Here is a 13,034-nt window from a genome sequence, read left to right as displayed (position 1 = left end):
ACGTCAAGGTCAGATCTCCAGCCTCATGAGGGTCTTGCCGATGCGCACCACGTCTCCCACGGTGACCTTGACCGGCTCGGTGACGAGCTTGCCGTTGACGTAGGTGCCGTTGGTGGACTGTAGATCCGAGATCACCCAGGTGGTGGCGTCCTTCTGCACCAGTTGGGCGTGGCGGGCGGAGGCGTAGTCGTCGTCGAGCAGGAGCGTGGAATCTGCGGCCCGGCCCAGGTTGATCGTGGGTTCGACGGGCACGGCGACGCCCTGCTGCGGCCCCGCGGTGATCGCGAAGCGGGTGGGTAGTTTGGATCGGCCCTTGCCGCGGCCGCGGTCTGCGGGGATGGCGCTCAGCGACGACGCGGGCACGCGCCGGCCGAACATGTCGGTGCGCACCACGTTGGCGACGAACAGGATGAAGAGCCAGAGCAGGCCGAGGAAGACGATCTTGATCGCCGCGATGACTAGATCTGACACTCAGGTCTCCGAAGGCGTATGCACCAACATTCTGGTGCTACCGATCTCGATTCGGGCGCCCTCTCCAATCCTCGTTTTGCTGATGCGGCTGCCGTTGACGTGCACGCCGTTGGTGGAACCGAGATCCTCGATGGTGATCACGGGATGGTCCGGGTCCCCGGTCACGCTGATGAGGGCGTGGCGGCGGGAGACGCCGGGGTCGTTGAGGCGGAGGTCCGCCTCCGAGCCGCGGCCGATCAGGATGCCCGGCGCGACCAGCGGGTGCCGCACGCCGTTGACCTCGAGCACGATGCGGCCAGGTCGTGGGGATTCGCTGCGGGTCTCCGGCGCCACGGCCTCCGAGACGACGGTGAACTGCCCCGTCGGGAGGGAGGTGTCGAGTTCGTAGTCGATGGAGATGGGACCGTTGAAGACGTAGTGGCGGTCCGCAGCGTGGTCGCGGAGCGCGGGGAGGATCTCCCCGTTGAGGGTCTTGGAGTAGGGGGCGAGCCTGTCGTAATCGTTCTGTGAGAGGCCGACGGTGAACGCGTTGGGCACCAGGCGCTTGTCGCGGGAGAGCAACTTGGCTTCCGCGTCGAGTTCCCGCTGGATACCGGCGACGATCTCGACGGGATGGACGTAGCCCTTGAAGGCACGTGCAAATACCTTGCCGACGGCGGATTCGATCCGCTTTTCAGCCTTGTCGAAGACTCCCATGCGCCTCCTTCCTGCGGTCGTTCGGACGCAACGGTACCCGGGCAGTCTACCCGTAGGTATGGATTGGCTCTGTGACGCCGTCGCCGTTGCTCCCTGAGCGTCGCCGGCGAGGCACGAGCCCGCGACGACGAAGGGCCCGACTCAATCGGCGTCGCGACCCCAGGGGAACGTGCCGATGTTGTCCGCGAACGCCCGCAGGATCTCCTGCGAACCCTCGAGCGCGCTCAGCGACTCCGCCGCGATCCGCGACTCCACGTCCTCAGAGACCACCCGCACCTCGGGCGAGGTGCGCAGCGACTCCATCAGCTCGTCGCGCACCATGTTCCACAACCAGTCGCGCTGCTGGGTGAGGCGGCGCTGCTGAAGAGAGCCCTCCTCCTCCAACTCGGCGCGGTGCTTGGTCACGGCGTTCCACACGTCGTCGAGGCCGGCGCCGGTGTACGACGAGCAGGTCAGCACGGGCGCGCGGCGCTTCTCATTGTCCGAGGTGATGAGCTTCATCGCGATGCTGAGGTCACGGGCGGCGACGCGGGCCTCGCCCTCGTTGTCGCCGTCGGCCTTGGTGATGGCGATGACGTCCGCCAACTCCAGGATGCCGCGCTTGATGCCCTGCAGCTGGTCTCCGGTGCGGGCCACCTGCAGCATGAGGAACGTGTCCACCATGCCGTGGACGGCGACTTCGGACTGCCCCACGCCCACCGTCTCCACGAGCACGACGTCGTAGCCGGCGGCCTCGAGGACGAGCATCGATTCGCGGGTGGCGCGGGCGACGCCGCCCAGGTGTCCGGCGGAGGGGGAGGGGCGGATGAAGGCGTCCTCGCGTTGGGCGAGGTCGGCCATGCGGGTGCGGTCGCCCAGGATGGAGCCGCCGGTGCGCGATGACGACGGGTCGACGGCCAGCACGGCCACCTTGTGCTGCCGCTCGTCGATGAGCTTGACGCCCATCGCGTCGACGAAGGTGGATTTGCCCGCCCCCGGCACGCCGGAGATGCCCACGCGGAACGCTTTTCCGGTGAGCGGGGCGATTTTCGCGAGCAGCTCGTGCGCCTGCTCACGGTGTGCGGGCTTCAACGATTCCACCAGCGTGATCGCACGGGCGATGTGCCCGCGGTTCCCGTCGACGATGCCTTGAGCCAGATCCTCCACACTCATTCTGCGCATGGTGTGACCCTATCGCGCGGGGTGGATGTCCACTCGATGGGAGGTCCACCTCGAAAAAAGGGTGGATGGTGCCGTCGAGTGGACATCCACCCGGTTGGACGGTCAGTTCCCTCGTTCGACGACGCCGTGTTCGGCCAGGGTCCGCAGCTGTTCCTCGACGGCGGGGATGAGGTTGCCGTCTGCCGGCGCGCCGAAGCGTTCCTCCAGGGCGGCGGCGAGTTCCTCGACGGAGCAGGGCAGCAACTCGATGATCGCGGTGGCGATGGGGCCGAGCCGCAGCAGTTCGTCGCCGACGAGGACGGCGCTCTCCTCACCGGCTACGAGCACCTCGGCGCGCTCACTGAGTGTTTCGTTCCCTGAGCGTTCGCCTGCGGGATTGCGAGCCAGCGGACGGCGAAGGCGCTGTCCTGAGTTTTCGTGAGGGACGAACGAACGTATCGAAGGAGCCGCCGCAGCCGATCCAGCACCTGAATCAACCAGCGACTGAACGCACCACTCGACGACGTCCTCAGCCTCGCCGTACTCGATCAGCGTCACGCCGCCGACCTGCTCGTAGACGTCAGCGAACACCTCCAGCGGGAGGTTCAGCTTCGACAGCGACGACGTCTCTGGCACCACCATCTCTACCGCATCCAGGAGACCAAGCGGCGTGAACGTGGCCTCCGCCCCGTCGCGACGACGCAGCACGGCCAGCCGGGCGAGCTTGACCCTCTCGGGGGTCGCGCCCAGCCCGACGTCCTCCGGTGCGTGCTCCCGCTTCGGCTTGCCCTTCTCATCCGCCCAGGTCAGCGGCTTGGGGTACGGCAGCACCTCGAGCGTCGCGGGCACAACTCCCACGGTCTCGTCCGTCACGTAGCCCAACGTCTGCGCGAGCAGGCGGGTGAGGGTCGACTTCCCCGTTCCGCCCGGGGCGACATAAGCCAGCGCCCGCCCCGACGCCGGGTCCGCCACCGCGCCGGCGTGCAGCATCAATAACGTGCCCCACTGCTGCTCGATGAGGGCTCGGGTGATCTGCTGGGTCGCTGACTCGAAGGAAGTGCCTTGAGCGAGCAGCAGAGGCTGAGGCTCCTTCGACCTGCCTGGCTCGCAAGCTCGCCGGGCAGGCTCAGGAAGCGACTCGGTCCCTGAGCAAGGCTCTGCGACGAAGGAGCCAGCCTGGTCGAACGGCGCTAAGCGTTCAACACACCTGCCCCACAGCCGGCGGAACTCGGCCTCGTCCAACCCATTGTCGGCCAGATCGACATCGACCCAGACCCCGAGCCCCCCAACGCGAATCATCAGACCTCCGCTGCCGGCACGAGCACGCCCGCGATCTCCGTCAACAAACCTTCCAGCACCGCCGCCGTCACCGCCGCGCGCTCGGGACCCTGCCGGTACGGGTCCGCGATGTCGTGACCCGACGCCGCGACCCTGTGCCGGTACGCCCACTGCAGCAACGCCTCCAGCCCCATCCCGGCAGGCGCGCCGCGCAGCGTCGTGGCCAACTGGCCCAGCGTGAACGTCTTACGGATCGCGCCGGGGTATTCGTCGAGCAGCCACAGCCGGTGGCGATCCTCCATCGTCACCAGCGCCACGGCCTCGGCCACCAGGGGCCGCGTGATGAACTTCGCACGGTGCTCCTCGAACCCGCCGGGGAGTGTGGCGGCCATGGTGTCGTCCATGGGGCGACCCGCCGTCGACGGCATGATCCCCGCCGACGCCACGCGGAACCCCGGCAGCAGCTCCCGGCCACGGGCCTCCGCCCACGGGGAACGGCAGATGTTGGCCGTACACACGAACACGATCAGCGGCTCAGTCACAGGTCACCAACCTCAGGTCCTTCAACTCCGCCAGGCAGGCGCCGACGTCTCGCCGGATCACGTCTTCGGTCTCACCGGAGGCGGCGGCCAGTTCGGGGACCATGTCGTCGACTGGCACCCCCAACCAGTCCCACACCACGGCGGCGCTGCCCGAAAGCGACACCAGTTCCCCGACGGCGGGGTGCACCGCCCAGATCCGTTCACCGTCGTCCTCCCAGACGACGGAGGCCTCACGCCGCCACATCAGCCGCCCCCCTTCTTCAGCCGCGACGTCGCGTACGCGGCCAGTTCCCGGCCCATCGTGCCAAAGCGGCCGAGGTTGCGCCGGAGAATCTCGCGGAAGGTGGGGGTGTGGCCGAGGTCTGATTCGAGGGAGGCGGGGTCGAAGAACACGAAGGAGCGGGCGACGCGGGATTTGGCCCGCAGCCCGCGTGCGGCCTTCCAGCGGGCGTGCCATTCGTGGAGCCGTGACGGGTTGGCCTCGCGGTAGTGCTTCCAGAGGAGGTATTCCGGGTGGTGTTCCCAGCCGTCGAGTTCGTCGAGGGCGGCGGCGAGCCCCAGTTCTGCGCCCGCCTCGCGGGCCAGGGCGCGCACCGATGCGCGCTCGTCGTCGCTGGCGCGGGTCCAGGCCCGGTCCACGTCGGGGTGCCCCGGGCCGCTGCGGGCGGCGTGCAGCAGCAGGATCAGCCGCTGCGCGTGCACCGACGGCACCGGGCACTCCACCGAGCCCAGCTCCGTGGCCCCGTGGTGGGCCCATAGGTCATCGAACGCGTCCTCGGGGAGGCCGGGGTAGTAGCGGTGCACGTCGGCGTTGCCGAGTTTGGGGTGGTAGATGTTCAGTGCGTGCCCGAAGGCCGAGCCGCTGTAGAACGAGGTCTTCTTCACCCAGCCGTGGTTCTGCGCGGCGGCGAAGAACGTCTTGATGTCTGCGGGGTGGACGAGGATGTCGGCATCTGAGCTGCCCCGCGGCACGGTGACCTCCACCTTCTCGCCTGAGCTGTCCACCGTCGTGCGCCTGTCGAGGAGTGCCTCCGCGACGGCCGGGCCCTTGATATGCAGCAGGCGGGCGCCGGCGTCGTCGGCGATGCGTTGCAGCACGCCGTGGATGATCCGCACGCGCACGTCGATGGACGGTGCGTTCATTCCAGGCTTCCGAGGTACTGGCGCAGCGCGGCCATGCCGTCGGCGGGTTCGAAGCCGGTGGCCTTGATCTTGTCCAGGGAGAGCGTGGAGTGGCGGGGGCGGGGCGCCATCGCGCGGCCGGCGGAGAACTCGGCTGTGGTGGTGGGGGAGACCTCCCCCTCCGCGCCGCGGGCGTCGAACACGGCGCGGGCCACGTCGAACCAGGTCATGGTGTCGCCGTCGGAGGTGACGTTGTAGGTGCCGTAGGGGACAGGGCCGGTGAGTACGTGTTGGACGGCGCGGGCGAGGTCGTCGGCGAAGGTGAGGCGGCCGTGCTGGTCGGCCACCACCGACGGGGAGGCGCCCTGGTCTGCCAGGCGGGCCATGGTGCGCACGAAGTTAGGGCCGTCGCCCACCACCCAGCTGGTGCGCAGGATGTAGTGGTGGGGCCAGGTGGCCACGAGGGCGTCGCCGGCGGCCTTGGCGGCGCCGTAGGCCGAGAGGGGAGTGAAGGTCTCATCCTCGTCGTGGTGCTCGGCCTCGCCGTCGAAGACGTAGTCCGAGGAGATGTGGATCAGGGGGAGGCGGTGCCGACGCGCCGTGGCCGCGAGGTTGGCTGGGCCGGTGACGTTAACGGCCCAGCAGGCGGCGCGACCCTCGCCTTCCGCGGCGTCGACGGCGGTCCAGGCGGCGGCGTTGATGATGGCGGAGGTCTGGGAGAACTCGTAGGCGGCCACGGCGTCGGCGTCGGTGATGTCGAGCTCGGCCCGGTCGGTGAACACCGCGTTGGGTAGCAGGCGGCGCAGCGCGCGGCCGAGCTGGCCGTCGGCCCCGGTGACCAGTGGGCGCGGGAGGGCGAACGGCTCGACGTCGGCGAGCTGGGGGTGGTTCTGGTCCGCGTCGCTGAGCACGGCGTCGGACAGGGGGATGGGCCAGTCGACGGCGGGGTGGCCCAGGTGGGTGAAGGTGTAGCGGGATTTCGCCTCGGCGGACCAGTGTTCGTTGACGAGGTAGGTGTAACAGGTGCCGTCTTCGAGGGCCTGGTAGGCGTTGCCGACGCCGCGGGGGACGAACACGGCGCGCCCGGCGTCGATCTCGATGGTGAAGACGCGGCCGAAGGTGGCGCCGTCACGCAGGTCGATCCAGGCGCCGAACACGCGGCCGGTGGCGACGGAGACGAGCTTGTCCCACGGTTCGGCGTGGAAGCCGCGGGTGACGCCGGCCTTGGCGTTGAAGCTGAGGTTGTTCTGCACCGGCCCGAAATCCGGCAGCCCGGCGGCCACCATTTTCTCGCGCTGCCAGCCTTCTTTGAACCAGCCGCGGGAGTCGCCGTGGACGGGGAGGTCGACGACGAGCAGCCCCGGAATGTCGGTGGGGGAGACGGTGGGCGTGGTCACGCGCTCAGCCTATCGGGTCGCTGCGCATCGCGGCCGGCCCCTGAGCCAGCCGCATGTCTGTTCCCTGGGTCAGCCGCCTGCGGCTGGTCGGAGGGCACTGAGCGTGGTGACTGCCGGTTGAATCGGAACTCGCCCGCCTCAAGATCGGGGTTCATCTGCGATTGCCTGGATTTCGACGGTGCTGTTCAGTCCGCGAGGTGGCGCCGTATCCAGGTCGCAATGTCAGGAACGTCCAAAGTCCCTTCAGCGATGCCCAGTACGAGCTGTTCTGCGTCGTCGACGGATTCGTAGGTGAGGTCGTGACCGTTCATCAGGCAGAATACGCGGGCTGCGGCCCAAGCCAACCGCATGTTTCCGTCCACCAATGGGTGGTTTCGGGCGAGTGAGTGGAGCAGTGCGGCGGCCTTCGCCTCGACGGTTGGGTAGGCGTCGCTGCCGAAGACCGTCGCCGCCGGCCGGGCGGCCGCCGACGACAGGAGCCCGGCGTCTCGAATGGTGAAGGCGCCGAGGACCCCTTCGGCGATATGGAGGAGGTCCTCAACGCTGAGGTAATCGGTCACTTCGCGAGCCGGGCGAGCAACTCGGCGTCCTCTGTGCGGACGCGTTCGATGGCCGACGTGAGCCGGGTGCGCCGGTGTGAGATGTACTCGTGGAGGGCTGAGCGTACGACGTCGTTCATTGAGCGTCCCTCAACCGCGGCCTGCTTCCGCAGCGCCGCCGCTTCGGCGTCGTCGAGACGAAGATTCATAGCCATCCGCTCATGGTACCAGCGCGGTACTGCTGCCCGCTACTGGCCCTTCGCCGCGTACTTGGCTTCGGTGGTGTCCTTCATCGGCCGCCACCAGGCCTCGTTTTCCTCGTACCAGGTGATGGTGTCTTTGAGGCCCTCGCTGAAGTCGGTGTACTGCGGCTCCCAGCCCAGCTCCTCGCGCAGCTTGGTGGAGTCGATCGCGTAGCGCAGGTCGTGGCCGGGGCGGTCGGTGACGTGGTCGTAGTCGTCGGGTTTGCGGCCCATGAGCTGCAGGATCAGCTCCACCACTTCCTTGTTGTTCTTCTCCCCGTCGGCGCCGATGAGGTAGGTCTCCCCGATGCGACCCTTCTGCAGGATCCCCCACACCGCGGAGTTGTGGTCGTCGACGTGGATCCAGTCGCGCACGTTCTCGCCGGCGCCGTAGAGCTTGGGGCGGATCCCGTCGATGAGGTTGGTGATCTGGCGGGGGATGAACTTCTCGATGTGCTGGCGCGGGCCGTAGTTGTTCGAGCAGTTGGACAGCGTGGCTTCCACGCCGAAGCTGCGTACCCAGGCGCGCACCAGGTGGTCGCTGGCGGCCTTCGATGCCGAGTACGGCGAGGACGGGTTGTACGGCGTCTGAGCGGTGAACTTCGCCGGGTCATCCAGCTCCAGATCCCCGTACACCTCGTCGGTGGAGATGTGGTGCAGCCGCTTGCCGAACTGCCGCACGGCCTGCAGCACGTGATAGGTGCCCACGATGTTGGTCTCGATGAAGACGCCCGGGCCCTCGAGGGAGTTGTCGTTGTGGCTCTCAGCCGCGAAATGCACGACGGCGTCGTGCGCCTCAACCAGCTCATTGACGAGGCCGGGGTTGGTCACCGAACCGGCGACTAACTCAAAGCGTTCCTCAGGTAGCCCGCCGAGGTTGGCGGTGTTACCGGCGTAGGTGAGCGCGTCAAGGACTGTGACCGTGGCGTCGGTATTGTTCAGCGCCCAGTGGACGAAGTTCGAACCGATGAAACCCGCGCCCCCGGTGACGAGTAGAGAGGTCATGGCCGACAGCCTAGTCGTATCATCAGCAGACTTCTGGTTGATCGTACTGACCAGCTACTGGCCCGCTGCTGTCCTCTGCGTGCTGCTGCCTGTCGTCCCGGTGCAAGATCTGCTTTGCCCAGTGCAGGGCCCTGGGAATGGGCTATAGACGGGATACAGGGGTACGTCCTCGTTCCCGGCCTTCTGCTGAACTGCGCTACACACGGCGGCGTCTCTGCCAAGCTGGGGACATGCGAGGAATCATTCTGGCCGGGGGCACCGGATCACGTCTCCATCCCATCACGCTCGGTACCAGCAAACAGCTCATGCCTGTCTATGACAAGCCGATGATCTACTACCCGCTTGCCACGCTCATCTTCGCCGGCATCCGGGATGTGCTGATCATCACCACCCCGCACGAGGCGCAGGCGTTCCACCACCTCCTCGGCGACGGCGAACAATTCGGTGTGAACTTCACCTTCGCGGTGCAGCCCGAGCCCAAGGGGCTGGCACAGGCGTTCACCATCGGGGCGGACTTCGTCGACGGCGAGAAGTCCTGCCTCATCCTCGGCGACAACATCTTCTCCGGCCCCGGCCTCGGCTCGCGGCTGCAGGAGCGCGCGCAGAGCGTCGACGGCGCCCTCGTCTTCGGCTACCAGGTGGCCGATCCCACCGCTTACGGCGTCGTCGAGGTGGACGACAACGGCATGGCCGTGTCCATCGAGGAGAAGCCGTCGCAGCCGAAGTCCCACTGGGCGGTGCCCGGCTTGTACTTCTACGACGAGCAGGTCACGGATATCGCGACGAACCTGAAGCCCTCACCTCGCGGTGAGCTGGAGATCACCGACGTCAACCGGGTCTACATGGAGCAGGGCAAGCTGCACGTCGACCTCCTCCCACGGGGCACCGCCTGGCTCGATACCGGCACCTTCGATTCCCTCAACGACGCCAGCAACTTCGTGCGCACCATCCAGGCCCGTCAGGGTCTACAGGTCGGCTGCCCGGAGGAGGCCGCGTGGAGGCGGGGCTTCCTGTCCGACGACGCGCTCGCCGAGCGCGCCACGCGCTACGAAAAGAGCGGCTACGGCCAGTACCTGCGCAACCTGCTCACCTACGACGCCCGCTGAGTCGTTGGTTGAGCCGCATCCCGCGAGGAACGGGTGGCTACGGCCAGTACCTGCGCAATCTGCTCACCTACGACGCCCGCTGAGTCGTTGGTTGAGCCGCTGCCCGCCAGGGACGGGTGGCTACGGGCAGTACCTGCGCAATCTGCTCACCTACGACGCCGGCTGAGTCGTTGGTTGAGCCGCTGCCCGCGAGGAACGAGCGGCGCAGCGTGTCGAAACCGGCTGAGCGTTCGAGCGGCCTTGATGCGAAGGTCACCGGGTTTCGACACGACCGCGCTCCTCGTTCCTCGGAGGCGGTCGGCTCAACCAGCGAATGGCGGGTCAACCAGCGACTGCTCAGTAGGCCCCGCGACTGCTGAGCACCGCACGCACCGTCTTCATCAGGATGACGATGTCCTGCACAAGCGACCAGTTGTCCACGTAGTACAGATCCAGCCGCACCGCGTCGTCCCAGCTCAGATCCGAGCGACCCGAGACCTGCCACAGCCCAGTGATGCCCGGGCGCACGTCCAGGCGACGCCGCACGTGCTTCTTGTACTGCTCCACCTCGTTGGCCAACGCCGGGCGAGGGCCGATGAGGCTCATCTCGCCCTTCAACACGTTGAACAGCTGAGGCAGCTCGTCAATGGAGTAGCGCCGGATGAAACGGCCGATCCGCGTCACCCGCGGGTCCTTCTTCATCTTGAACAGGCGACCATCGGCCTCGTTGTGTTCCTCCAACTGCTCGGCGCGGATCTGCTCCGCGTTGGGTACCATGGAGCGGAACTTGTACAGCTGGAACGGCTGCCCGCCCCGGCCGACTCGGCTCTGCTTGAAGATCACCTTCCCGCCATCCTCGAGCTTCACCAGCAGTGCGGTGATCAGCAGCAGCGGAGAGATGAGCAGCAGGATGAGCGAGGAGCCGACGATGTCGAACAGCCTCTTGGTCAGCTTCAAGGACCGCTCTGCCTGGGGCTTGCCAACGTGCATCAGCGGGATGCCCGCCACGGGGGTCACGCTGATGCGCTGGGCGGCGATGTCTGTCATGGCCGGCACCACGATCATCTGCGTGCGGTGTCGCTCCAGCGTGCGGGCGAAGGCGTTGAACTCGTTGCCGCGCCGCACGGAGCCGGAGGTGAAGATCACCGCGCCGATGTTGTTGTCGTTCACCGCCTCCAGCAGCTCCGAGGACGTGCCGACGATGGGCACACCGTCCACGTGCTCCTGCGGCTCGAGGGGGTTGGACAGCACGCCGACGGCGTCGTAGCCCAGCCAGGGCTCGCGGCCCAGCACGGCGATGACATCAGAAGCGGCCTCGGGATGCCCCGCCACCAGAGTGCGGACGCAACTCTTGCCCCGCCGTCGCAGCCCGTGCAGCACGCGCCGGGCGATGAGGCGCCCCAGAGCCAGCGCCGGAATGCCGATGAGGAAGAGCAGCGCCACGAAGATGCGTGAGAGCGGGTAGTTGAACAGGAACGCGGCTAGGGCCAGCACCAGCAGGAAGCCGACGGAGGCGTTGATCACCTGCCGGTACTCGTCCACGCCGGCGCCCCAATGGCGCGGGCGGTAGGAGCCGCCGAGGATGAGGGTGAGCACCCAGCCCAGGATGATCCACGGGACGATGGGGATGACGAGACGACGAACGTCCGCCTCCGCGTCCGGGAGGAACGGCATCCACTGGCGCAACTCCGCCGCGGCCAACGTGACCGCAATCACGATTGCCGCGTCGAGTGCCAACACCACCCAACGAAACTTGCTCTGCACCTACATACGCCCCCTTATGCACGCTCACCTTACTGAAACCTCGTGACAATTTGCACGCGTGCCAGGAAGCGACTGCGTGGGCAAGCGCCCCGCTGCCTATACCCATCGGGAAACGACGGTGACGTGCACCGTCCGGCAGACACGTCTGGGGGTTCCGCCACGTGACCGTCCTCGAGTTTTTCCGGTTCCTGAGGCACAACGCCCGCGGGATCATCCTCTTCACCCTGGCCGGGCTCCTCCTGTCTGCCGCGTTCGCGTTCTCGCGGCCCGTGGTCTACGAATCCTCCGCCACCGGCATCGTCGTGGCTGGCGACAACACCTCCGTCGGCGGCGCCATGAGCGGCCACGCCCTCGCCAAGCAGCGCGCCTCCGTCTACATCACCCTCGCCGGCACCGGCGCCGTCAGGGAGCGGGCCCTCGCCCAGCCCGAGGTGCAGGCCGCCCCCGAGGCCGGCCGTGGCGCCATCAGCGCCGAGCCCCTCAACGAGACCATCATCCGCGTCACCGCCACCGGCAACTCCGCGGAGAACGCCCGCATCCTGGCCGACGCCGCACTCACCGCTCTGGCCGAGGAGGCCGTCGCGCTTGAGGGCCTCACGGTGGACAACGCCGCCCCGCAGGACCCCGCCGCCACCCCCACGGCCGATCCCGCGGACCCCAACGCAGCTCCGGGCGAGGGCAACATCGCCGTCCGGCTGGCGAAGTACAGCCCGGCCGCCCTCTCCAGCGACCCGGTCTCCCCGAACTGGGTGAGATCCTCGCCGTCGGCACCGGCCTGGGCCTCCTGCTGGGCCTGCTGATCGCGTTCCTGCGCCGCCAGCTCGACGTGCGGGTGCGCACCATGAAGGACGTGGAGGACACCACCGGCCACGGCGTGCTGGGCGTCATCCCGGATTCGAAGGAGTTCGCCAAGCAGCGCGAGGGCGGCCGGATCAGCCTGGCCACGCTGGGCACCACCGGCGAGGCGCTGCGTCAGCTGCGCACCAACCTGCGCTTCGTCGACGTGGACAACCCGCCGCGCAGCATCGTGGTGAGCTCCTCCAACCCGGGCGAGGGCAAATCCACCATCTCCTCGGTGCTCTCAGTGCTGATGGCCCGCTCGGGCCAGCCCGTTGTCCTGATCGACGCGGACCTGCGCAAGCCCGTGCAGCACAAGACGTTCAACGCCGACAACGCCGTGGGCCTGTCCCAGGTGCTGGTGGGTGACGTGGCCGTGGAGGACGCGCTACAGCCCACCAACGAGCCCAACCTCTACGTCCTCACGTCAGGCCGTGTGCCGTCCAACCCCAGCGAGATGGTGGGCTCCAAGCGCATGCGCGCCCTCATCGAGAAGCTGTCGGAGAACTACTTCGTCATCACCGACGCGCCGCCCATCCTGGCCGTCACCGACGCCCCGCTGCTGGCCGCCTCCACCGACGGCGTGGTGCTGGTCACCCGCGTGGGCGTGACCCGCAAGGAGCAGCTCAACCTGGCCGTGAAGCTGGTCAAGCAGGTGGGCGGCACCGTGCTGGGCACCGTCATGCACCGCGCCCGCGCCAAGGCGATGGGCGAGACGGTCTACGGCGCCGGCTACGGCGGCAGCTACCAGTCCTACTACGGCGAGGGCTACCTGGCCGCCAAGGACGACGAGAAGGCCCCGGTCAGCGCAGACAACGTTGATCTCACCGTCGTCCGCGGCCCGGATACCAGCCTGACGCCGGTCACCCCGGAATCGGCTGAGGTCAAGAGCGCCAAGCGCCGCCTCTGGTGAACG

15 protein-coding genes are annotated in these 13,034 nt (G+C 67.8%); 3 read left to right on the top strand and 12 right to left on the bottom strand.

Annotated elements, in window-relative coordinates; all coding sequences use genetic code 11:
• Nucleotides 1–9 precede the first annotated feature (9 nt).
• The 11 genes from BN1186_RS03155 to rfbB all read right to left on the bottom strand — a co-directional run bounded on the left by BN1186_RS03155 (nt 10) and on the right by rfbB (nt 8,432).
• Nucleotides 10–471: an FHA domain-containing protein FhaB/FipA gene (locus BN1186_RS03155; protein ID WP_040282429.1), complete on the bottom strand. Its 462-nt coding sequence runs from the start codon at nt 469–471 to the stop codon at nt 10–12.
• A complete protein-coding gene (locus BN1186_RS03150) occupies nt 472–1,167 on the bottom strand; it encodes an FHA domain-containing protein (RefSeq protein ID WP_040282431.1) in 696 nt (231 codons plus the stop codon).
• A gap of 141 nt (nt 1,168–1,308) precedes the next feature.
• Complete coding sequence (gene meaB, locus BN1186_RS03145; RefSeq protein WP_040282433.1) at nt 1,309–2,328, bottom strand: methylmalonyl Co-A mutase-associated GTPase MeaB; 1,020 nt, start codon at nt 2,326–2,328, stop codon at nt 1,309–1,311.
• Nucleotides 2,329–2,430: 102 nt separating this feature from the next.
• The gene (locus BN1186_RS03140) at nt 2,431–3,297 is read right to left on the bottom strand and encodes a PqqD family protein (protein WP_052459704.1); all 867 of its coding nucleotides are present in this window, start codon (nt 3,295–3,297) and stop codon (nt 2,431–2,433) included.
• A 308-nt stretch (nt 3,298–3,605) separates the two neighbouring features.
• The gene (locus BN1186_RS03135) at nt 3,606–4,127 is read right to left on the bottom strand and encodes an arsenate reductase/protein-tyrosine-phosphatase family protein (protein WP_052459705.1); all 522 of its coding nucleotides are present in this window, start codon (nt 4,125–4,127) and stop codon (nt 3,606–3,608) included.
• Nucleotides 4,120–4,371 carry a PqqD family protein gene (locus tag BN1186_RS03130; protein ID WP_040282435.1) on the bottom strand — a complete coding sequence of 84 codons (252 nt, stop codon included), beginning with the start codon at nt 4,369–4,371 and terminating at the stop codon, nt 4,120–4,122. Before BN1186_RS03130 ends, BN1186_RS03135 begins: the two co-directional genes overlap by 8 nt.
• Nucleotides 4,371–5,270, bottom strand: coding sequence for a hypothetical protein (locus tag BN1186_RS03125; protein ID WP_052459706.1), 900 nt, complete (start codon nt 5,268–5,270; stop codon nt 4,371–4,373). Before BN1186_RS03125 ends, BN1186_RS03130 begins: the two co-directional genes overlap by 1 nt.
• Nucleotides 5,267–6,646 carry a sugar nucleotide-binding protein gene (locus BN1186_RS03120; RefSeq protein ID WP_040282442.1) on the bottom strand — a complete coding sequence of 460 codons (1,380 nt, stop codon included), beginning with the start codon at nt 6,644–6,646 and terminating at the stop codon, nt 5,267–5,269. The genes BN1186_RS03125 and BN1186_RS03120 overlap by 4 nt, the downstream gene beginning before the upstream one ends.
• Nucleotides 6,647–6,831: 185 nt before the next feature.
• On the bottom strand, nt 6,832–7,206 hold the full coding sequence (locus tag BN1186_RS03115; protein WP_040282449.1) for a type II toxin-antitoxin system death-on-curing family toxin: 375 nt from the start codon (nt 7,204–7,206) through the stop codon (nt 6,832–6,834).
• The gene (locus BN1186_RS03110) at nt 7,203–7,400 is read right to left on the bottom strand and encodes a FitA-like ribbon-helix-helix domain-containing protein (RefSeq protein WP_040282450.1); all 198 of its coding nucleotides are present in this window, start codon (nt 7,398–7,400) and stop codon (nt 7,203–7,205) included. The genes BN1186_RS03115 and BN1186_RS03110 overlap by 4 nt, the downstream gene beginning before the upstream one ends.
• A 33-nt stretch (nt 7,401–7,433) precedes the next feature.
• Nucleotides 7,434–8,432 (bottom strand): dTDP-glucose 4,6-dehydratase, encoded by a 999-nt coding sequence (gene rfbB, locus BN1186_RS03105; protein ID WP_040282452.1) that lies wholly within the window; start codon nt 8,430–8,432, stop codon nt 7,434–7,436.
• Nucleotides 8,433–8,662: 230 nt separating this feature from the next.
• Here rfbB and rfbA point away from each other — a divergent pair, with 230 nt between their 5' ends.
• The gene (rfbA, locus tag BN1186_RS03100) at nt 8,663–9,538 is read left to right on the top strand and encodes a glucose-1-phosphate thymidylyltransferase RfbA (RefSeq protein ID WP_040282454.1); all 876 of its coding nucleotides are present in this window, start codon (nt 8,663–8,665) and stop codon (nt 9,536–9,538) included.
• Nucleotides 9,539–9,874: 336 nt separating this feature from the next.
• Here rfbA and BN1186_RS03095 read toward each other — a convergent pair whose 3' ends face one another.
• Complete coding sequence (locus tag BN1186_RS03095) at nt 9,875–11,281, bottom strand: sugar transferase (protein ID WP_052459707.1); 1,407 nt, start codon at nt 11,279–11,281, stop codon at nt 9,875–9,877.
• 161 nt (nt 11,282–11,442) lie between these two features.
• Here BN1186_RS03095 and BN1186_RS03090 point away from each other — a divergent pair, with 161 nt between their 5' ends.
• Both BN1186_RS03090 and BN1186_RS03085 read left to right on the top strand, forming a co-directional pair.
• Complete coding sequence (locus tag BN1186_RS03090) at nt 11,443–12,081, top strand: YveK family protein (protein WP_052459708.1); 639 nt, start codon at nt 11,443–11,445, stop codon at nt 12,079–12,081.
• 41 nt (nt 12,082–12,122) lie between these two features.
• Nucleotides 12,123–13,031, top strand: coding sequence for a CpsD/CapB family tyrosine-protein kinase (locus tag BN1186_RS03085; protein WP_147625361.1), 909 nt, complete (start codon nt 12,123–12,125; stop codon nt 13,029–13,031).
• Nucleotides 13,032–13,034 lie beyond the last annotated feature (3 nt).

This window comes from Tessaracoccus massiliensis (assembly GCF_000826065.2).
In the GTDB taxonomy this organism is placed as follows: Bacteria; Actinomycetota; Actinomycetes; order Propionibacteriales; family Propionibacteriaceae; genus Arachnia; species Arachnia massiliensis_A.
This window is presented reverse-complemented; position numbering and strand designations above follow the sequence as displayed.